An 18,908-nucleotide genomic window follows, 5' to 3' on the forward strand; every position below is an offset into this window, starting at 1 on the left:
CCCGTCGGCGCCCCCCGGTCACCGGATCTCAGGTGTCGTACTCCTGGATCCGCCCGCCATGGCTCCGGTCCAGCAACGCCGGCATCCGCTCCCCCAACTCCCCCACGACGGCGGCCACATCGATGGTCAGCAGCTCGCGGTCCCGCATCAGGACGCGGCCGTCGACGATCGTGGTGCGGACGTCGGAGGAGCGGGCGCTGTGGACCAGGGTGGCGGCGAGGTCGTGGACGGGCTGGGTGTGCGGGCCGGTGAGGTCGACCAAGATGATGTCGGCACGGCGGCCGGGCGCGATGCTGCCGACGACGTCGCCGAGTCCGACCGCGCGGGCGCTCTGAAGGCTTGCGTGGTGCAGGGCTTGACGGGCCGTCAGCCAGCGCGGGTCTCCGGTCGTCGACTTCTGGATGAGCGCGGTGAGCGCCATCGACTCCCAGACGTCGAGGGAGTTGTTGGAGGCGGCCCCGTCCGTGGCGAGTCCGACGGGGATGCCGATGTCGCGCAGGGCGCGCACGGGCGTGGTGGTGGGCCAGGCGAACTTGAGGTAGCCGCGCGGGGCGGTCGCAACGGCCGTACGGCCAGCGGCACTTGAGAGGAGGGTCAGGTCGCGGTCGAGGATTCCGGTGCCGTGGGCGATCAGGACGTCCGTGTCGAGGATCCCGGTGCGGTGCAGCACCTGGATGGGGGTGACGCCGTGCCGGGCGAGGCTCGTCTCGGCCTGGTCGCGGTTCTCGGCGGCGTGGAGATGGACGGGGAGCCCGTGCTCGTGGGCGAGTGCGGCGGTCGCGGCGAGGTCGGCCTCGTCGACGGTGTAGGGGGCGTGCGGGGCGAGCGTGGTGGTGATGCGGCCACCGGCGCCGCCTCGGTTCCGTAGCGCGAACTCCAGTGACTTCTCGCGTCCTTGGGGGCCCTGCGAGGAGAAGTAGGCCTCCCCGAGATGCGCCCGCATCCCGCACTCGTCGACGACCGCGGCGACCGCGTCCATCGAGAAGTAGTGGTCGGCGAAGCAGGTGACCCCGCCCCGGATCATCTCGGCGCAGGCCAGCCGAGCCCCCAACTCCACGTCCTTCTCGGTGAGGTTGGACTCGATCGGCCAGACGACGTCGTTGAACCACTCCTCGGTCGGCAGGTCCTCCGCGACCCCGCGCAGGGCGACCATGGGCGCGTGGGTGTGGCAGTTGACGAGCCCGGGAAGGGCGATCTGCCCGCGCGCGTCGATGCGCTCCACGGCGGGCAGTTCCTCGGCCCGCGCGCTGCTGGTCACCGACTCGATCACCCCGTCCCGTACGACGATCGCGGCGTCCGGCGCGAACCCGACCCGCTCTTGATCGTCGTGCGTGAGCACCGTGCACCGGGTGATGATGAGACCTGCGGGAGAAGGCGTCATACAGGCACCGTACGACGCGGTCGTGCCCTCGCAGTGGGTCAACCGCGCATCCCGTCGCCGCTCTGTCGCGGCGGCGCGGGCGCGGGCACGCTGGCCTCATCACCGCCCGTCGTACGCCTTCCGGAAGGGGTCCGGCATGCTCGTCGGCACCTGGAATCTAGAGAATCTGATGCTGCCGCGCAGCGGCGACGGCGCGCCCAGGACAGAGGCCGAGTACGAGGCGAAGGTGGAGGCCCTGGCCTCCGTGATCACCGCGCTCGACCCGGCGCTGCTGGGAGTGCAGGAGGTCAGGCAGGAGGAGACGCTCGCCGATCTGGCCAAGGCGGCCGGCGGGCAGTGGCACACTGCGCTCTCCCGGCACGCCGACCGCAGGGGCATCCGGGTCGGCTTCCTCAGCCGCACCCCGCTGCGGATACGGCGGGACACCCATGTGTTCGCGGAGCTGCTGCGTCCCGTGCAGGGCGACGACGGCGCCGAGCCGGACGCGCACGACCGGGAGACCAGCCGGGGCTTCCTCGCGGTGGAGACCGACACCGCGGACGGGGTGCTCCACGTGGCCGTCGCCCATCTGAAGTCGAAGCTGCTGTCGTACCCGGGCACCGGGGGCAGGAGCCGCTTCCAGCCGCACGACGAGGCCGAACGGGCCCGCTACGGCGCCTACGCCCTCTACCGACGGGCGGCCGAGGCGACGACCCTGCGCGCGGTCGCGGACTTCCTGCTCGAAGGCGCCGGGACGGAACGGGACGTGATCGTCCTCGGCGACATGAACGACGTGGTGAACGCCGCCACCACCCAGATCCTGCTCGGCCCGCCCGGCTCCGAGCTCGACAAGCCGCGCGCGTTCGCCAAGTCCGACCTGGGCGATCCGTTCCGGCTGTGGGACATCGCCCCGCGCATACCCGAGGAGCGCCGCTTCTCCCGCGTCAGCTTCGGACGCGCCGAGCTGATCGACCACGTCCTGGTGAGTCACCGTCTGGCCAAGCGCATCGCGGAGGCGGGGACGGGACTGCCCGAGCACCGGGACGACGCCCTCGAACTGCCCTCGGTGGAAGAGGACCCGAGGAAACGGGTGGGGACGCCCGGCTCGGACCACGCGCCGGTGTGGGTCCGGGTGTGACTCCGGTCCGGTCCGACTCCTAACCGGCGAGGGGGACTTCGGGCAGCCGGACCCCCACCCGCCGGTGGCCCTCGTCGAGTCGCTGGAGTTCGTCGAGGAGTTCGCCGAGCCGTCGGACCTGTTCGGGGGCGAGCCGCCCGGAGTCGTCGAGGTGCACGGCGCACGCGGTGGTCGTGTCGACGATCCGTTCGAGCACGGCGACGATCTCGTCGGCGCCCTCCGAGTGCCGGGCGAGCGGGGGGAGTTCGGCGGCGGCGAGGGCGATGGCGGTACGGGCCTCGGCGAGCGCCCGGTAGGCCTCGCGACGGAGGGTCCAGCGCAGGGCCCGGGTGTCGTCGGCGGGGCCGCGCGGCACGCTCTGCCGTACGGCGGGCCAGGCGGTGTCCCGCAGAACGAACCGCTCGGCTTCCCGCGCAACAGGCCCCACGGCCTCCGACTTGGCCGCGTCAGACCCTCCGGCCTCCCGCAGAACCGGCCCCTCAGCCTCCAGCTCGGCCGCGTCAGACCGTCCGGCCTCCCACAGAACCGGCCCCACAGCCTCCAGCTCGGCCGCGTCAGACCCTCCGGTCTCCCGCAGAGCGGGCCTCTCGGCTTCCCGCGCGGCCACGCCAGGCGTCGCGGCCTCCCGCAGGACATGCGCGAGGTACGCCTCCGCCGCTCCGCCCGCCGCCGTCAGCCGGGCCCGCACTCCCCCGCCCCGCTGCCCCGGCATCGGCAGATGACCCACGATCAGCACGATCGCGCAGGCGAGCAGGGTCTCGGTGATCCGGCTGGCGGAGGCCTGCGGCTCGCCGCCGACCATGACGAGCGCGAGGACGAGGACCGTGACGACGGCGGTCTGCGCGGCGAAGTGCCGGGTGGCCACGGGGATGAGCGCCCCGCTGACGGCGACGAGCGCGACGAGCCCCTCGGGCCGCGGCAGCACGAGCGCGAACCCGGCGAAGACCAGTGCCCCGAGGACGGTTCCGGCGGCCCGGCACAGCACCCTGGAGACGAGCGGTCCGAGGTCGGGCTTGACAAGGAAGACGGTGGTGGCGGGCAGCCAGTACCAGTGCGCGTGCTCCCCGTACCAGTGGGAGTGGTGCAGCGCCTGTGCGACGGCGGCGCTGGCCCCGAAGCAGAGGGCGACCCGCAGTCCGTACTCCCGCCCGCCCGCCCCGAGGGCGGACCGCAGCACGCCCCGGACGGTGAGCCGGCGCGTGTGCAGATCGCCGCCCCGCCCCCGGTCGAAGGCCTCGGCGGCCCGCAGCAGCGCGTCGTCGAGCGCCCGCAGCGCGGGAGCCGACCGGGTGGGCGCGGGCAGCGGCCCGGTGTGCGTGTTCTCCCGTACGGCCACGGCGAGCCGCCGGGGCCCGGCGGAGGCCCGCCCCGGCACCGCCTCTCCGGCCCAGGCGAGCGCGGTGGCGGCCTCGGCGAGGGGCAGCGCGGCGGCGTACTGCGCGTGCAGTCGCCGCTCGGTGGAGGAGCTGGCGTACCGCCGCAGCCGGGGGCCGGTGAGGGCGTCCTGCGCGTGATCGAGGGCGGCGGTGAGCGCGACGCGCCGGTCGGTGGCGTGCTCGGTGCCGACGGCGTCGAGGAGGGCGGCGACGGCGTCGTACACCTCGGCGACGGCCTCCCGCTCGCCGTCGAACCGGAAGTCACCGGCGAGGGCGCCGGGGGTGGGCAGCACGAGCCGCAGCGCGAGCAGCCAGCAGGCTCCGGCGAGGTAGGCGAGGGCCCGCAGCCAGCCTTCCTCGGGCAGCGGCATGCCCGCGCCGATCGCCGCCCCGACGAGCAACTGCGTACCGCTTCCGGAGGCGACGGGTCCGACGGCACTGACACCGCCGGCGACCAGCCCGACGAGGGTGAGCACGACGGTGAGGGCGACGGCCCCCAGGTACTCCCCCGCGTACGTCCCGAGGGCCATCCCGATCGCCCCCGCGAACGCCGGCGCCCCGATCCGCGGCACGGAGGCCCGCCGGCTCCCGGGCCGGTCGTTGACCCCGGCCAGCATGGCGGCGATGGCGGCGACGACACCGAGCGAGGTGCGGTCGGCGAGCACGCCGGCCAGCAGAAGGGGCCCCGCGGACAGGGCTCCCCGCACCACGGCGCTCCAGGGGATCGGCCCCCGTTGAGCACGCAGGGCGTGGGCGAGCCAGGGCGGTAGGACGAGTGACACAGGGCTCCTGTCGTCTGAACGAGGCGGGGTGTGCCTTCGGGCGACGGTGGCCGGGCGGTGAACGGTGTCTCCACGTTAGATCGCGTTCCTGGAGACTCCGGGACGCTTGTGTTACCCGCGTGTGACGATGCATGCAAAAGCCACGTTCTTTATGAACGCAACCCCGGAAAGCGAGCCGACGGCGGCTCTACGCCCCCTCAGCCCACCCGGTCGAACAGCTCCCGTGTCTCCGTGACCGCGCGCACGGCCGACCCGGGCGACGCCGACAGCGCCCCGATGATCCGATCGGCCTCGCGCAGCCCGGCCCGTTCCAGCAGCCGCTTCTCGTTCGTCACCCACTCCCCCCGCGCGGCCAGCACGGAGTGGCCCATCTGGACGGCGGCCGTGGCGAGGGCGCCCGCGGTCTCGGTGAGGCGGCCCGTCGGGGCGTGGTTGGCCTCGGTGTAGGCGAGGGTCAGGTGGGCGGTGTCGCGCCAGCGGGTGGCGGCGGCGGTGCGGAGCTTCTCCGGGTAGGCCGCCGGGCGGGGGAGCTCGCCCCGCAGGACCTGGTTGACGGCGAGCTCGGCCACGATCAGGTAGGTGGGAATCCCCGCGAGATGGAAGAGCAACGGCTCCACCCGGAACCGGCCCTGCGCCGCCTCGGCCAGTTCGCGCTCCACCACGTCGAGGTCCCGGTAGTGCACGTCGACCCGCCGCCCGTCGATCGTCAGCCAGGCGCCCCCGTTGAACACCCCGCCGCCCCAGCCGCCGATGTCGGACACTTCGCCCTCCCAGCCGACGGCGCGAAGAGCGGCCGGGTCGAACGCGCCCCGGTAGTAGACGGCCAGGTCCCAGTCGCTGTCGGGCCGCGCGGTGCCCTGGGCCCGGGAGCCGCCGAGGGCCACGGCCCGGACGGCGGGCAGGGCGGCGAGGCGGTCCGCGGTGGTGTCGAGGAAGTCGGCGTCGGAGCGTGTGGGGATCACGGGCGCAGGCTACGAGAAGGCCCGTTGTCAGTGCCACGCGTTATCAATGAAGTCGTCACTCAGTGTCACGGCGACGGGGGATCAGTGATGACGACAGGCGAGCAGGATCAGGACACTCGGGGGCGGGGCACGTATCTCTCCGCTGCCGGCCTGCGGGCCCGCGGCTGGACTGCCGGGATGGTCCGCCGGCTGCTCGGCGAGCCCGATCTGCGGCGGGCCAACCCGTACTTCCGTACGGCCCCGCCGACCCGTCTCTACAGCGTCGAGCGGGTCGAGGCGGTCGAGCGGAGCGAAGAGTTCAGGGCTGTCTCGGCGGTGGCCGTCCGGCGGTCCGGCGCGGTGCGGGAGGCGGTGCTGCGCAGGCGGCGGGAGGTGCTCGCGCGGATCGCGGCGGAACCGATCGAGGTGCCCGTGCTCGCCCCCGAGGAGCTGGCGGCCCTGGCCGTCGAACACCGTGAACGTCAGGGCGGATCACCGGAGTTGCCGCTCGCCCACTGGAAGGTCGCCTGTCTCTGCGATCGGCTGGCCCGCTACGACGACATCCTCGACGGGCTGTCCGGCCGCACCGGACGCGCGGCCGCGGAACAGCTGCTGCGGCGCAGGGTCTACGCGGCCATCGCCCAGGCGTACCCGGACCTCGCCCGGGAGTGCGCCGACCGGTCGGGCCCGGAAAATCAGGTGCGGTCCGGCCCCCCTCCCCCGATGATCGGAAAGTTGCCCTTCGTCCGCCCCCAGGAGCCCACGTGATCCAGCGCGTCACCGCACCGGCGCTCTTCCCGCCGCCGACCTACTCGCACGCCTCCGTCGTCGAGGCCGGCACGAAGCTCGCGTTCCTCGCCGGGTCCGTTCCGCTGGACGCCGAGGGGAATCTCGTCGGTGAGGGGGATCCCGCGCGGCAGGCCGAGCAGGTGATCGCGAACCTGAGAGAGCAACTGCACGCGGTGGGCAGCGACTTGGAGCATGTGCTGGCGACCGACGTGCACGTCGTGAGCAGCGAGCCCGCGGTGCTGTCCACCGTGTGGGAGGTCGTCGAGGCGTCCGGTCTGAGCAGCGGCCCGCACTCCTCGACACTGATCGGGGTCGCCTGTCTCGGGTACACCGGCCAGCTGGTGGAGATCACGGCCACGGCGGTCGTGCCGGAACCCGATGGGGCAGCGCGGTGAGCGGGGTCGTCATCCGCCGGGCCACCGCCGCAGACGCCGACGCCACGGCCGACGTCTATCTGCGCTCCTTCACCGCGGCGCTGCCCACGGTCGTCCGGCCCCGGTCCGACGACGAGGTGCGCGCGTACATACGGGATGTCGTGGTGCCGGCGCGCGAGACCTGGGTGGCCGTGGCGGAGGGACGGGTGGTGGGGCTCATGGTCCTCGCCGACGACCTGCTGTCCCAGCTGTATCTCGACCCCGACTGGCGGGGGCGCGGTATCGGCGACCGGTTCGTCACGCTCGCCAAGGAGCGCAGTCCAAAGGGCCTGAGCCTGTGGACCTTCCAGGTCAACAAGCCCGCCCACCGCTTCTACGAACGCCACGGCTTCGTCGAGACCGAACGCACCGACGGCACCGACAACGAGGAACGGGAGCCGGACGTACGGTACGTCTGGCGCCCCTGAGGTCACCCATGGTGGGGGCGCCGCCTGGCGGGCACCTGGCGGCGAGCGGCCACAGCCCCGAGAGCCACCCGGCGGCCGGCGGTCGCGGCGCGAGAGCCACCCGACGGCAGGCGGTCACGGCCCGAGAGCCACCCGACGGCAGGCGGTCACGGCCCGAGAGCCACCCGACGGCAGGCGGTCACGGCCCGAGGGATATCCACTGCCCGCGATAGCGGCCCCAAGGGTCACCGCGCGGTCGGCGGCCCCCACACGCGTCGCTTCGGGACCGGCCGCGCGTAGCTTCCGGCCCGGCTGGTGCTGAGCCCCAGGCCCACCAGGGACTCCGCCAGCTTCACGGCCGCCCCTACCCCGTCGACCACGGGAAGGCCCAGCTTCTCCCCCACCGTCCGCTGCAACCCGGTCATGCCCGCGCACCCCAGCACCAGGACCTCCGCGCCCGCCTCCCGCACCCGCTCGGCGGCCGCCAGGAACGCCGCCTCCGTGCGGTCGGTGTCGCCCAGGTCGAGCACGCCGAGCCCCGTCCCGACGACGGCGGCGCAGTTGCGCCCCACCCCCGCCAGCTCCAGGCTGTCCTCGATCTGCCCGCAGGAGCGCTCCAGCGTGGTCACCACGCCGTAGCGGCGGCCGAGCAGACAGGCCAGATGGGCGGCGGCCTCGGTGATGTCGACGACCGGTACGTCCACCAACTCCCGGACGCCCTCCCGTCCGTGCTCACCGAAGCCGGCCATCACGACCGCGTCGTAGGAAGGACCCTCGTACGTGCGCAGCAGGTCGATGACCGCCGCCGCGGAGAGGTAGCTGTCGAGCCAGCCCTCCGCGGACTCGGGACCCCACGCGGGGGTGAGCCCGAGCACGGTGGTGCCCGGGCCTGCGGCGGCCCGGGCACCTCGTACGATTTCCTCGGTCATCTCCTGCGTGGTGTTGCAGTTGGTGACGACGATCCGCACGTCTCTCAGACCTCCACGGCCTCGGGGACCCCACGAGCGGCTCGCTCGCTCCGGGTCAGCAGCGCGTACAGGCCGGCCGCCAGGGCCGTACCGATGAACCAGGAGTAGGGGGCCACGTCGCTGAAGGTCTTCACCAGGGCGAGGACTCCCGCGACGCCCGCCGCGGGCAGGAACGCCCACAGGGCCTTGGGGTTGACGCCCTTGCGGTAGTAGTAGCGGGAGCCGGGCTCGGCCTTGAAGAGCTCGTCGACGTCGACGCGGCCCTTCTTGACCCAGTAGTAGTCGAGCATGATCACGCCGAACAGCGGTCCGAGGAAGGCACCGAGCCCGCCGAGGAAGTAGTTGACGACCGTGGGGTTGGAGAAGAGGTTCCACGGGGTCACGACCAGCGCGGCGACCGTGCTGATCATGCCGCCGACCTTGAAGGTGATCTTCTGCGGCCAGACGTTGGCGAGGTCGTACGCCGGGGAGACGAAGTTGGCGACGATGTTGACGCCCATGGTGGCGACGGCGAAGGTGAGCGCGCCCAGGACCATCACCCAGGTGTTGCCGACCTTGGCGACCAGCTCCGCCGGGTCGGTGATGGCCTGGCCCCAGACCTCCAGCGAGCCCGCGGTGACGATGACCGAGACGACCACGAAGGCCGTGGAGTTGATGGGCAGACCCCAGAAGTTGCCGCGGCGGACGGTCTTGTAGTCCGGCGCGAAGCGGGAGAAGTCGCAGAAGTTGAGCATCAGCGTGCCGTAGGTGGCGAGGATCAGGCCGATCGCGCCGAACCACTGCCGCCACTGCTCGCCGACCGAGACCGGGTGCGGGGTGGTGGTGAGCGAGATGCTCCAGCCGGCCTTGGACAGCACCCACACCGCGAGGGCGATCATGACGAGCCAGATCGCCGGGCCGCAGAAGTCCTGGAACTTCCTGACCGACTCCATGCCCTGGCTGATGATCAGCGCCTGGACGAGCCAGAGGGAGAGGAAGGAGACCCAGCCGAGCGCGTCGAGGCCGAGGAAGGAGCTGTGCGTCCAGGACTCCAGTCCCGGCCAGGCGGCCAGCAGCATCACGTTGACCGCGACGGAGGCGAGGTAGGTCTGGATGCCGTACCACATGATGGCGATCACGGCCCGGATGAGGGCCGGGATGTTGGCGCCCCACACACCGAAGCTGATGCGGCTGACCACGGGGAACGGGACGCCGTGGCGCTGGCCGATCTTCCCCATCCAGTTCATGCCGACGTAGATGAGCACGAAGCCGACGAGCAGGGAGGTGAAGACCTGCCAGACGTTCATGCCGAGGACCAGCAGACCGGCCGCGAAGGTGTAGTTGCCGAGGTTGTGGACGTCGGACATCCACATGGCGAAGAGGTCGAAGACCTTCCAGTTCCGCTTGCCCGCGGGCGCCAGGTCTTCGTTGGTGAGCCGGGGATCGGGGACGAACGCTGGTGTGCCGGTGACTTCGGCACGGTCGGCGAGGGACACAGGGCCTCCAAGGACGGGGACAGGAGGAGGATGGCGGCCGCCTGGCATCCGGTTTTGGTATACCAAACTGCCGACATGGTCCCGCCGTCAAGAGGTCCGACCGATGTCGCGTTCGTTAAGGCTCCGTAAAACAGCTCCCGCGTCAACGACGGGTCCCGCGTCGGAGAAGATGGCTCCATGAGCTCCACGACGAACACCGAGCCCCTCGGCGCCGTCCGCGAACGCGTCCTGGCCACCCTGCGGCAGGAGATCATCGCGGGCGGACTGCGCCCCGGCGACCGGCTGGTGGAGCGGGAGCTCGCCGACCGCTTCGGGGTCTCCCGGGTACCGGTCCGCGAGGCGATCCGCGCGCTGGTCGCCGAGGGCTTCGTCCACTTCGAGACACCGCGCCGGATCGTCGTACGGCGACTGACCCCGAACGACGTCAAGGAGCTCTTCGAGCTGCGCGAGGCCCTGGAGGTGTACGCCGCCGGGCTCGCCGCGGCCCGCGCCACCCCGCAGGACCTCGCCGAGGTGGAGCGGCTGCTCGACCTGGCGGCGGCCGCGACCGAGGCGGGCGACGCGGAGGCCATCACCGACGTCAACAGCCGTCTGCACGACAGCATCGTGGCGATGGCCCGCAACAGCCTGCTGGTCGAGGCCCTGGAACCGGTTGCGGGGCGCCTGCGCTGGATGACCCGGCGGAACGAGGAGTGGCCCCAACTCCTCGTCGAGCACCGCGACTTGTACGAGGCCATCGCGTCCGGCGACCCGGAGCGGGCCCGCGCGCACGCGCTGGCACACGTGCGGACCAACTACGAGTCGACGGTACGGCAGTTGTTCGGGGACGCCGACGAGCCGGTCTAGCGGGGCCGGCCGCGCGCGTACCTGTCCGTCGCCGCCACCAGCGCCTCGACCGCTCCGGGGTTCCCGGGGCCGTGCCCGGCCTCGTCGATCACCGTCAACTCGCTGCCCGGCCAGGCGTGATGGAGCCGCCAGACGGTGCCGAGGAGGTTGCCGAAGTCGAGACTGCCCTGCACGAGGGTGCCGGGGACGTCCTTCAGCAGGGGCGCGTCGCGTAGAACGACGCCGTCCTCGTCGAGGAAGTGACCCTTGCCCCAGTAGTGGGTGACGGTACGGGCGAAGCCCATGCGGAACACCGGGTCCTGGAAACGCTCGACCGACCCGGGCGGGGCGGGAATGGTGGCGGTCTCCCAGTCCGTCCAGGCCTGTGCCGCCCGCTCACGCACCGCCGCGTCGGGCGACTCCAGCAACCGGTTGTACGCGGCGGCGAGGTTCCCGCCCCGCTCGGCGGGGCTCAGCTCGCCCACGAACCGTTCGAAAGCCTCGGGGAAGATCTTCCCCATCCCCCGGGTGAGCAGGGCGACCTCCGCGTCGGACCCCGTCGCCACCCCCGTCAGCACGAGCTCCGTCACGACATCAGGATGCGTCTGCGCGTACCGCAGCCCCAGCACCGACCCGAACGACACCCCCCACACCAGCCACCGCCCGATCCCCAGATGCCGCCGCAACGACTCCAGGTCCGCGATGAGACGGGGCAGCGTGTTGACGCTCATGTCCGTCTCGTACGCGCTCGCGTGCGGGGTGGACCGCCCGGCGCCCCGCTGGTCGAGCAGCACGACCCGGTACAGGGCGGGATCGAACAGCCGGCGCGCCCAGGGCGTGCACCCGGACCCCGGCCCGCCGTGCAGCACCACCGCCGGCTTGCCGTCCGGATTCCCGCAGGTCTCCCAGTACACGCGATTGCCGTCGCCGACATCGAGCATGCCGTGGTCGTACGGTTCGATCTCCGGGTAGAGAGGCATCCGGCGACCCTAGCCGTCGTACGACGGCGTCGTCGCCCCCTTTTCAAGCGGTACGACCCCGCAGTCCCGCCACCTCCGCCGCCGTACCCAGCACCTCCCTCAGCATCCCGGGCGTGAGCTTGCCGGTGAAGGTGTTGCGCTGGCTGACGTGGAAGCAGCCGAAGAGTTCGAGGCCGTCGAGCGGGACGCGTGCCCCGTGCCCGAAGGCGGGCCTCGGCCGGGGCACGCTCCAGCCGGCCGCCGCGAACGCGGGCAGCGCCGCCTGCCAGCCGAAGGCGCCGAGCACGACGACGGACCGCAGGGTCGGCCGCAGCAGGTTCAGCTCCTGGACCAGCCAGGGCCGGCAGGTGTCGCGCTCCCCGGGCGTCGGCTTGTTGGCGGGCGGCGCGCAGTGCACGGGCGAGGTGACCCGCACGCCGTACAGTTCCAGCCCGTCGTCGGCGGTCACGGCCGTCGGCTGCGAGGCCAGCCCGATGTCGTACAGCGCCTGGTACAGCACGTCGCCGGAGCGGTCACCGGTGAACATCCGTCCCGTGCGGTTCCCGCCGTGCGCTGCCGGGGCGAGCCCGACGATCAGCATCCGCGCGTCCGCCGGTCCGAACCCGGGCACGGGCCGCCCCCAGTACGTCCAGTCGGCGAAGGCGGCCCGTTTGGTCCGGGCGACCTCCTCCCGCCAGTCGACCAGCCGGGGACAGGCACGGCAGTCCGCGATCCGGCGGTCGAGCTCGGCGAGGGCGTCCACGCCCCCACCGTACGGGCAGGAAAAGCACGCCGGGGTACCCGGTCCCGGGTACTAAGGTCGGAGCCATGGCTGTGGAACGTACGGACGACAACGAGACCGGGGCCGTGGCTCCCCATGCCGTCACCCCCGAAGCCGTGGCCCCTGACGCACCGGACCCGAAGGTCGTCGCCGCGATCGCCGCCGCGGAGGCGGCCGGGCCGCAGCACGGCGAGACCGTGCGCACCGACAGCTGGATCTGGTCCGTACGGCTGGTCAAGACCCGTTCCGCGGGAGCCAGCGCCTGCCGGGGCGGGCATGTGCAGGTGAACGGCGAGCGCGTGAAGCCCGCGCACTCGCTGCGCGTCGGGGACGAGGTGCGGGTCCGGCAGGAGGGCCGGGAGCGGATCGTCGTCGTCAAGCGCCTGATCCGCAAGCGGGTCGGTGCCCCCGTGGCCGCCCAGTGCTACGTCGACAACTCTCCCCCGCCGCCGCCTCGCGCGGCCTTCGCCCCCGCCGGTGTCCGCGACCGCGGCGCCGGCCGCCCCACCAAGCGCGACCGCCGGGAACTGGAGCGCCTGCGCGGCCTCGCGGAGGGCAACCGCCGCGGCCGCTTCGCCGGACCGGGTGGACCGGGTGGCGCGAGTGGCTCACGCGAATCGGGTGAGTCGAGGAACTGAACCGGCCGGGCGGGCCGGGCGTCCCGAGCTGCTGAGCTGGTGGGCCCTGCCGGGCCCGCCGAGGAGCCCACCGATCCCGCGTCCCGCGGGAACACCCCGTCGGCCACCACGCCGAAACCGGCCCCCTCCCCGAAGGGCAGGGCCGGCCCCGGCGCCGTGGCCGTGGAGTGCACCTCACGCCCGTCGTCGCAGCAGCCGCACCAGGTCCGCGTTGTGCCGGCGGCGGGCCCAGGCGATCAGGGCGAGCGGGACGATCAGGATGAGCGGGGTCGCCGCGTTCTCCCCGTCGAAGTAGGTGAGCTGGACGACGAACGCGCCGACCATCAGCCCGCTCAGCGCGACGGCCGCCACCGACTGGAGGACCGGGACCAACAGGGCGATCCCGCCCGCGAGTTCGAGCGCGCCGATGATGTACATCCCCGCGCTGCCCCAGCCCATCTTGTCGAAGCCCTCGGCGGCCGAGGGGTGCGCGATCAGCTTGGGGAGCGCGCTGGCGAAGACGTAGAACAGGGCGAGCACGCCCTGGAGGACGCGCAGGGCGATCCGGGCCCGGCGGCCGCGGGCGGTCGAGGACTCGGCGATGACACGGGAGCCGGCGACGGAGGAGGCGGCGGCGCGGGTGACGGGGGCGGTGGTCTCGGACATCGGGGTCTCCTGTGGGAAGCGGTCCGTGGTGCTGTCGGAGAGATGGACCCGCACCCGCACCGGAACTCATCGCTACAGGGGAAACCAGCCGTGACCGATGTACCAGTGGCCGCCGGACCGCAGGTGATCGCCGATCGCCCGCTCCAGCACCGTCCGCCGCGGCAGGCTCTCCACCGCCAGCTCCGGGTCCCCGAACACGAACTGCACCGGCTCGGTGTCCTCCGGCTCCGCGTCCTCGGGGGCCAGCCGGAAGCGTTCCTGGAACCGGACGATGTTGGAGTCGGCGGGCAGGTACCGCTTCAACTGCGGGTCGAGCAGCCAGGAATGACACAGCGCGGCCCGGTGCGGCTCGTCCGCGAAGTGCCGGCCGAAGAAGTCGGCGGCGAGGGCCAGCGAGCGGTCACAGGACCGGGGTGACAGCGGGCCGAGGAACTCGGGGATGTGCAGGCTCAGACAGGGCGTGCCGGCGGGAATGTCCAGCCCGGCCTCGCCGAGCGTCCGCTTGTTCCACGGGCCGTACACGGTCCGCTCGAACTGGAGCCGGCCCAGCTGGTACAGCTCGCCCCGGAAGTGCCGGGTCAGCCAGCGCGGTGACTGCACGCCCGCCCTGCCGTACCGCCTGCGGTGGATGGCCATGTTCCGCCCGAGGTCGGCGAGGGTGCGCCGGGAGACGTCGGCCGGGATGCCGCGCGAGCGGTGGTACGCGCGCGTGTGGGGCAGCGCGGCCACGAACACGTAGACGGGGAAGCAGCGTTGCAGGGCACCGGCCGGCCAGTCGAGCTCGGGCAGGGTGACCGGTTCCTCGATCTCCCCCATGCCCCGGACGAGTTCGTCGACGGAGTGCTCCAGGAACCGCCGCAGCTCCGGGTCGTCGACGACCCGTCGGCCGATCCGCACTAGTTCGCCCACGTCCTCGTGCGGTACGGCGAGTTCCACCAGCACCTCGGCCAGTTCGTCGGCATCCGGAAGCACGCGGTGACCTCCTGCTCGGACCTTTGGTGACGTCCGTTACGAAGAGTACGGTGCAATGAGGAGCGATGATCCCTGTGCGTACGGGCAGTGAGCCGACGACAGCACGCAGTGCGCTGCGGGCGAGGTTCTGGCTGAGCGTGTGGGGGCTGGTCTGGACGATCGCCGGCACGGCGGCGTTCGCGCTGGCGGGACGCCCCGGGTGGGCCGTCGCCTGCGGCGCGCTGTGGCTGGTGATCACCGTCGACCTGTGGCTGATCCTGCGGCACATCCGCCAGGGCCCGCACTACCAGCCGGGCCCGGACATCCCGCCGTACCGCCCGCCGGAGAACCGTCCCAGGTAGCCGGTCGGTCTTACGGGCGCCGGCGTCTCAGGACTCGAACCGCGCCGCCTTCAGGAACTCCGGGTTCGGGTCCAGCGCGGCCGCCAGCCGGAAGTGCCGCCTGGCCTGGTCCGGCCGCCCCTGCCGCTCGTAGGTGCGGGCGAGCGCGAAGTGGGCGAAGGCGTTGTCGGGCTCGCGCTCCAGGACGATGGTGAACTCCAGTTCGGCGGGCCGCAGTTGCGCGGCGGCGAAGAAGGCACGCGCGCGCAGCAGCCGGGCCGCGGTGTTCTCCGGGTGGGCGGCGATGACGGAGTCGAGCAGTTTCACCGCGCCTCGCGGGTCCCGCGCGGTGAGCAACTGCTCCGCCGCGCGGAAGTCGATGACATGCGTCTCCGGAGTACGTCCGGTCGATCCGCTGATCTCGGGCACGGCACAGTCCTTCCCTCACTGGAAGGGTTCAACGCCCGGACCGGGTCACGCTATTCCTGTGACGGCCGGGACGCGCGCGCCCGTCGGACGAGGTCGTCCCACACCTCCCGCACGCGTCGGTGCAGGTCGTCGAGGGGTACGTCGTTGTCGATCACGATGTCCGCGATCTCCAGGCGCTTCTCGCGCGTCGCCTGGGCGGCCATCCGCGCGCGTGCGTCCTGTTCGGTCATGCCGCGCAGCCGGACGAGCCGGTCGAGCTGGGTCTCCGGGCTCGCGTCGACGACGACCACGAGGTCGTAGAGCGGGGCGAGGGAGTTCTCCGCGAGCAGCGGGACGTCGTGGACGACGACGGCGTCCTCGGCCGCGGCGGACTCCAGCTCCCGGGACCGGGCGCCCACCAGGGGGTGCACGATCGAGTTCAGTACGGCGAGCCGGTCCGGGTCGGCGAAGACGATGGAGCCCAGTTTCGGCCGGTCGAGGCCGCCGTCCTCGGCGAGTACGCCCTCGCCGAAGGCCTCCACGACGGCCGCCAGGCCGGGCGTGCCCGGCGCGACGACCTCGCGTGCGATGCGGTCCGCGTCGATCAGGACGGCGCCGTGCTCCACGAGCAGCCTCGACACCTCGCTCTTGCCGGCGCCGATACCGCCGGTCAGGCCCACCTTCAGCATGACCGGAAGCCTAGACGCTCGGCGCCGGGCGTCAGTTGTCGCCTTCCCGTTCCGCCAGGAAGCGCTCGAACTCGAGCCCGATCTCGTCCGCCGACGGGATGTCCACCGGCTCGGCGAGCATGTTGCCCCTGGTCTCCGCGCCGGCCGCCGCGTCGTACTGGTGCTCGAGGCCCTGCACCAGGGCGACCAGGTCCTCGTCGCCCTCCTGGATCTGCCGGTCGATCTCGGTCTGGGTGCGGTGGGCGTCGGTGCGCAGGGCGTGCGCGATGCCGGGCAGGACCATGCCGGTGGCGGCCGTGATGGCCTCCAGGACGGTCAGGGCGGCGTCCGGGTACGGCGAGCGGGCGATGTAGTGCGGCACGTGCGCCGCGACGCCCAGGACGTCGTGGCCGGCCTCCATGAGCCGGTACTCGACGAGGGCCTCGGCGCTGCCGGGCACCTGTGCCTCCTCGAAGGGGCTGCGGTGGCCGGGGACGAGGTCGTGCCGGTTGCCGTGCGGGGTGAGCCCGACGGGCCGGGTGTGGGGCACGCCCATGGGGATGCCGTGGAAGTTCACGGACAGCCGTACGCCGAGCCGCTCCACGATCTGCTGGACGGCGGCGGCGAAGCGCTCCCACTCGACGTCCGGCTCCGGGCCCGACAGCAGTAGGAAGGGCGCGCCGGTGGCGTCCTGGACGAGCCGCACGTCGATCGTGGGCTCCTCGTACTCCGTCCAGCGGTCCCGCTTGAAGGTGAGCAGCGGACGGCGGGCGCGGTAGTCCACGAGCCGGTCGTGGTCGAAACGGGCCACGACCTGGTTCGGCAGTGTGTCGAGCAGCCGGTCGACGATCTGGTCGCCGGTCTCGCCCGCGTCGATGTATCCGTCGAAGTGGTAGAGCATGACCAGGCCGGCCGACTCCTGCGCGAGCGCCATGTCGACGACGGCGAGGCCCTTGGGCTCCCATGCGTACAAACCCTGCGGATCAAGCACAGTGACCGCTCCTCCTCGTGTTCATCCATGTCAACACGCCCTGGAACAGCGGCATTCCCACTGGGTGCCGTGAAATAGCGCCCCGTAGGGGCGCGGGGAACTGCGCGATCAACCCCCACCGGCCGTCGGACAAAAAACTGAGGGACCGCACCCGGAAAGGTACGGCCCCTCAGTCAAGAGCTACTGCTCAGTGGGCGTCAGCTCTGCCCACCCGCCAGCTTCTCCCGCAGCGCGGCAAGCGCCTCGTCGGAAGCCAGCGCACCGGAGGTGTCCGCACCCTCGGAGGAGTACGAGCCACCACCCGCGGCCGGAGCCGCACCCGCAGCGTCGCCGCCCTCGGCCGCGGCAGCGGCGTCGGCCTCGCGGCTCTTGATGACCTGCTGCTGGTGCTGCTCGAAGCGGGACTGCGCCTCGGCGTACTGGTTCTCCCACACCTCGCGCTGAGCCTCGAAGCCCTCGAGCCAGTCGTTGGTCTCGGGGTCGAAGCCCTCGGGGTAGATGTAGTTGCCCTGGTCGTCGTAGGACGCGGCCATGCCGTACAGGGTCGGGTCGAACTCGACCGAGGCCGGGTCCGAACCGAAGGACTCGTTGGCCTGCTTCAGGGACAGCGAGATCCGGCGACGCTCGAGGTCGATGTCGATGACCTTGACGAAGATCTCGTCGTTGACCTGGACGACCTGCTCCGGGATCTCCACGTGGCGCTCGGCCAGCTCGGAGATGTGGACCAGGCCCTCGATGCCCTCGTCCACGCGGACGAACGCACCGAACGGAACCAGCTTCGTGACCTTGCCGGGCACGACCTGGCCGATCTGGTGGGTCCGCGCGAACTGCTGCCACGGGTCTTCCTGGGTCGCCTTCAGCGACAGGGAGACACGCTCGCGGTCCATGTCGACGTCGAGGACCTCGACGGTGACTTCCTGGCCGACCTCGACAACCTCGGAGGGGTGGTCGATGTGCTTCCAGGACAGCTCGGAGACGTGGACCAGACCGTCGACGCCACCCAGGTCCACGAAGGCACCGAAGTTGACGATCGAGGAGACGACGCCGGAACGGACCTGACCCTTCTGGAGGGTCGTGAGGAACGTCTGGCGGACCTCGGACTGGGTCTGCTCCAGCCAGGCACGGCGGGACAGGACCACGTTGTTGCGGTTCTTGTCCAGCTCGATGATCTTCGCCTCGAGCTCCTTGCCCACGTAGGGCTGGAGGTCGCGGACACGGCGCATCTCGACCAGGGAGGCCGGGAGGAAGCCGCGGAGGCCGATGTCGAGGATGAGACCACCCTTGACGACCTCGATGACGGTACCGGTGACGATGCCGTCCTCTTCCTTGATCTTCTCGATGGTGCCCCAGGCACGCTCGTACTGGGCGCGCTTCTTCGAGAGGATCAGGCGGCCTTCCTTGTCCTCCTTCTGGAGGACCAGGGCCTCGATCTCGTCACCGACGGCGACGACCTCGTTGGGGTCGACGTCGTGCTTGATCGAGAGCTCGCGGCTCGGGATGACACCTTCGGTCTTGTAACCGATGTCGAGCAGGACCTCGTCCCGGTCGACCTTCACGATGACGCCGTCGACGATGTCGCCGTCGTTGAAGTACTTGATCGTCTCGTCGATCGCGGCGAGGAAGGCTTCCTCGTTACCGATGTCGTTGACCGCTACCTGCGGGGTGGTGGCGGTGGTCTCGGTGCTGCTCGTCATGTGGGAAAGGGCTCCGGTACGGACATTGAAGTCGTAGGTACTGCTACGCCGGGAGCCCGTGTCGCTCTGAAGAAGCCGGACAGCCAAGGAAGCGCCCCACCGGAATCCGGTGATGGCGCCTCGACAACCGAGGGGACATACGACAGATGCGAGCGCAGCCTGCTACGTCTGAGGTGCGCAGGCCCGCAGCGCAACTTGTAGCATACGGGGGCAGCCGGACAGGGTCAATGCGCGAAGGCGCACACCCGGGGCGGATCGCCGCATACCCGGCACAAAACCTGTCTCACGAGGCCACGCGCGCGTGACGGCGTCCCATTTATGACGGCCGCCGCGACGGGTTGGACGGAAGAGTACGACG

20 protein-coding genes are annotated in these 18,908 nt (G+C 71.9%); 7 read left to right on the top strand and 13 right to left on the bottom strand.

Annotated elements, in window-relative coordinates; genetic code table 11:
* Positions 1 to 28: 28 nt before the first annotated feature.
* The gene (locus tag AC2XR2_RS10775) at positions 29 to 1,381 is read right to left on the bottom strand and encodes an amidohydrolase (protein ID WP_491514909.1); all 1,353 of its coding nucleotides are present in this window, start codon (positions 1,379 to 1,381) and stop codon (positions 29 to 31) included.
* A 136-nt stretch (positions 1,382 to 1,517) separates the two neighbouring features.
* On the opposite strand from AC2XR2_RS10775, the gene AC2XR2_RS10780 reads away from it, so the two are divergent.
* Positions 1,518 to 2,498, top strand: coding sequence for an endonuclease/exonuclease/phosphatase family protein (locus tag AC2XR2_RS10780; RefSeq protein WP_491514910.1), 981 nt, complete (start codon positions 1,518 to 1,520; stop codon positions 2,496 to 2,498).
* A gap of 19 nt (positions 2,499 to 2,517) precedes the next feature.
* Here the strand turns inward: AC2XR2_RS10780 and AC2XR2_RS10785 are convergent, their stop codons facing one another.
* Entirely contained in the window at positions 2,518 to 4,656 is a 2,139-nt protein-coding gene (locus AC2XR2_RS10785; RefSeq protein ID WP_491514911.1) for an FUSC family protein, read from the bottom strand.
* A gap of 197 nt (positions 4,657 to 4,853) precedes the next feature.
* Entirely contained in the window at positions 4,854 to 5,615 is a 762-nt protein-coding gene (locus AC2XR2_RS10790) for a nucleotidyltransferase family protein (protein ID WP_491518431.1), read from the bottom strand.
* A gap of 90 nt (positions 5,616 to 5,705) precedes the next feature.
* Here AC2XR2_RS10790 and AC2XR2_RS10795 point away from each other — a divergent pair, with 90 nt between their 5' ends.
* From AC2XR2_RS10795 to AC2XR2_RS10805, 3 genes are read left to right on the top strand one after another with little or no spacing between them, the layout of a single operon-like run.
* Entirely contained in the window at positions 5,706 to 6,365 is a 660-nt protein-coding gene (locus tag AC2XR2_RS10795; protein ID WP_449348983.1) for a hypothetical protein, read from the top strand.
* Positions 6,362 to 6,781, top strand: coding sequence for a RidA family protein (locus tag AC2XR2_RS10800; RefSeq protein WP_330267631.1), 420 nt, complete (start codon positions 6,362 to 6,364; stop codon positions 6,779 to 6,781). The genes AC2XR2_RS10795 and AC2XR2_RS10800 overlap by 4 nt, the downstream gene beginning before the upstream one ends.
* On the top strand, positions 6,778 to 7,227 hold the full coding sequence (locus tag AC2XR2_RS10805; RefSeq protein WP_491514912.1) for a GNAT family N-acetyltransferase: 450 nt from the start codon (positions 6,778 to 6,780) through the stop codon (positions 7,225 to 7,227). The genes AC2XR2_RS10800 and AC2XR2_RS10805 overlap by 4 nt, the downstream gene beginning before the upstream one ends.
* 224 nt (positions 7,228 to 7,451) lie before the next feature.
* Here AC2XR2_RS10805 and AC2XR2_RS10810 read toward each other — a convergent pair whose 3' ends face one another.
* Positions 7,452 to 8,174: an aspartate/glutamate racemase family protein gene (locus AC2XR2_RS10810; protein WP_491514913.1), complete on the bottom strand. Its 723-nt coding sequence runs from the start codon at positions 8,172 to 8,174 to the stop codon at positions 7,452 to 7,454.
* 5 nt (positions 8,175 to 8,179) lie between these two features.
* Positions 8,180 to 9,649, bottom strand: a complete 1,470-nt coding sequence (locus AC2XR2_RS10815) for an NCS1 family nucleobase:cation symporter-1 (protein WP_491514914.1) — start codon at positions 9,647 to 9,649, stop codon at positions 8,180 to 8,182.
* 177 nt (positions 9,650 to 9,826) lie between these two features.
* On the opposite strand from AC2XR2_RS10815, the gene AC2XR2_RS10820 reads away from it, so the two are divergent.
* Positions 9,827 to 10,495, top strand: a complete 669-nt coding sequence (locus AC2XR2_RS10820; protein ID WP_491514915.1) for a GntR family transcriptional regulator — start codon at positions 9,827 to 9,829, stop codon at positions 10,493 to 10,495.
* Here AC2XR2_RS10820 and pip read toward each other — a convergent pair.
* Together pip and AC2XR2_RS10830 are read right to left on the bottom strand one after the other, a co-directional pair.
* Positions 10,492 to 11,454 (bottom strand): prolyl aminopeptidase, encoded by a 963-nt coding sequence (gene pip / locus AC2XR2_RS10825; RefSeq protein ID WP_491514916.1) that lies wholly within the window; start codon positions 11,452 to 11,454, stop codon positions 10,492 to 10,494. The two genes, AC2XR2_RS10820 and pip, sit on opposite strands and share 4 nt — an antisense overlap.
* Positions 11,455 to 11,497: 43 nt before the next feature.
* On the bottom strand, positions 11,498 to 12,196 hold the full coding sequence (locus AC2XR2_RS10830; protein WP_381301486.1) for a uracil-DNA glycosylase: 699 nt from the start codon (positions 12,194 to 12,196) through the stop codon (positions 11,498 to 11,500).
* 65 nt (positions 12,197 to 12,261) lie between these two features.
* Between AC2XR2_RS10830 and AC2XR2_RS10835 the strand changes: the two genes are divergently transcribed.
* Positions 12,262 to 12,852, top strand: a complete 591-nt coding sequence (locus AC2XR2_RS10835) for an RNA-binding S4 domain-containing protein (protein WP_381301487.1) — start codon at positions 12,262 to 12,264, stop codon at positions 12,850 to 12,852.
* A 174-nt stretch (positions 12,853 to 13,026) separates the two neighbouring features.
* On the opposite strand, the gene AC2XR2_RS10840 is transcribed toward AC2XR2_RS10835, so the two are convergent.
* Together AC2XR2_RS10840 and AC2XR2_RS10845 are read right to left on the bottom strand one after the other, a co-directional pair.
* The gene (locus tag AC2XR2_RS10840) at positions 13,027 to 13,497 is read right to left on the bottom strand and encodes a DoxX family protein (protein ID WP_491514917.1); all 471 of its coding nucleotides are present in this window, start codon (positions 13,495 to 13,497) and stop codon (positions 13,027 to 13,029) included.
* Positions 13,498 to 13,569: 72 nt separating this feature from the next.
* Positions 13,570 to 14,469, bottom strand: a complete 900-nt coding sequence (locus tag AC2XR2_RS10845; RefSeq protein ID WP_330267622.1) for an acyltransferase domain-containing protein — start codon at positions 14,467 to 14,469, stop codon at positions 13,570 to 13,572.
* A gap of 65 nt (positions 14,470 to 14,534) precedes the next feature.
* Here AC2XR2_RS10845 and AC2XR2_RS10850 point away from each other — a divergent pair, with 65 nt between their 5' ends.
* The gene (locus AC2XR2_RS10850) at positions 14,535 to 14,810 is read left to right on the top strand and encodes a DUF6343 family protein (RefSeq protein ID WP_381301490.1); all 276 of its coding nucleotides are present in this window, start codon (positions 14,535 to 14,537) and stop codon (positions 14,808 to 14,810) included.
* Positions 14,811 to 14,837: 27 nt separating this feature from the next.
* Here AC2XR2_RS10850 and AC2XR2_RS10855 read toward each other — a convergent pair whose 3' ends face one another.
* The 4 genes from AC2XR2_RS10855 to rpsA all read right to left on the bottom strand — a co-directional run bounded on the left by AC2XR2_RS10855 (position 14,838) and on the right by rpsA (position 18,550).
* On the bottom strand, positions 14,838 to 15,218 hold the full coding sequence (locus AC2XR2_RS10855; RefSeq protein ID WP_123760063.1) for a tetratricopeptide repeat protein: 381 nt from the start codon (positions 15,216 to 15,218) through the stop codon (positions 14,838 to 14,840).
* A 50-nt stretch (positions 15,219 to 15,268) separates the two neighbouring features.
* Entirely contained in the window at positions 15,269 to 15,886 is a 618-nt protein-coding gene (gene coaE, locus AC2XR2_RS10860; protein ID WP_449348988.1) for a dephospho-CoA kinase, read from the bottom strand.
* Positions 15,887 to 15,917: 31 nt separating this feature from the next.
* A complete protein-coding gene (locus AC2XR2_RS10865) occupies positions 15,918 to 16,856 on the bottom strand; it encodes a PAC2 family protein (protein ID WP_330267619.1) in 939 nt (312 codons plus the stop codon).
* 197 nt (positions 16,857 to 17,053) lie between these two features.
* Positions 17,054 to 18,550, bottom strand: coding sequence for a 30S ribosomal protein S1 (rpsA, locus tag AC2XR2_RS10870; protein ID WP_123760066.1), 1,497 nt, complete (start codon positions 18,548 to 18,550; stop codon positions 17,054 to 17,056).
* Positions 18,551 to 18,908 lie beyond the last annotated feature (358 nt).

The sequence above is a fragment of the Streptomyces sp. LS-MS-L19 genome (assembly GCF_058382285.1).

Excerpts from the sequence above, each read along its gene's own strand:
- AC2XR2_RS10775 (WP_491514909.1), bottom strand. The coding sequence starts at position 1,381 with ATGACGCCTTCTCCCGCAGGTCTCATCATCACCCGGTGCACGGTGCTC.
- AC2XR2_RS10780 (WP_491514910.1), top strand. The coding sequence starts at position 1,518 with ATGCTCGTCGGCACCTGGAATCTAGAGAATCTGATGCTGCCGCGCAGC.
- AC2XR2_RS10795 (WP_449348983.1), top strand. The coding sequence starts at position 5,706 with ATGACGACAGGCGAGCAGGATCAGGACACTCGGGGGCGGGGCACGTAT.
- AC2XR2_RS10820 (WP_491514915.1), top strand. The coding sequence starts at position 9,827 with ATGAGCTCCACGACGAACACCGAGCCCCTCGGCGCCGTCCGCGAACGC.
- pip (WP_491514916.1), bottom strand. The coding sequence starts at position 11,454 with ATGCCTCTCTACCCGGAGATCGAACCGTACGACCACGGCATGCTCGAT.
- AC2XR2_RS10835 (WP_381301487.1), top strand. The coding sequence starts at position 12,262 with ATGGCTGTGGAACGTACGGACGACAACGAGACCGGGGCCGTGGCTCCC.
- AC2XR2_RS10840 (WP_491514917.1), bottom strand. The coding sequence starts at position 13,497 with ATGTCCGAGACCACCGCCCCCGTCACCCGCGCCGCCGCCTCCTCCGTC.
- AC2XR2_RS10850 (WP_381301490.1), top strand. The coding sequence starts at position 14,535 with ATGATCCCTGTGCGTACGGGCAGTGAGCCGACGACAGCACGCAGTGCG.
- coaE (WP_449348988.1), bottom strand. The coding sequence starts at position 15,886 with ATGCTGAAGGTGGGCCTGACCGGCGGTATCGGCGCCGGCAAGAGCGAG.
- rpsA (WP_123760066.1), bottom strand. The coding sequence starts at position 18,550 with ATGACGAGCAGCACCGAGACCACCGCCACCACCCCGCAGGTAGCGGTC.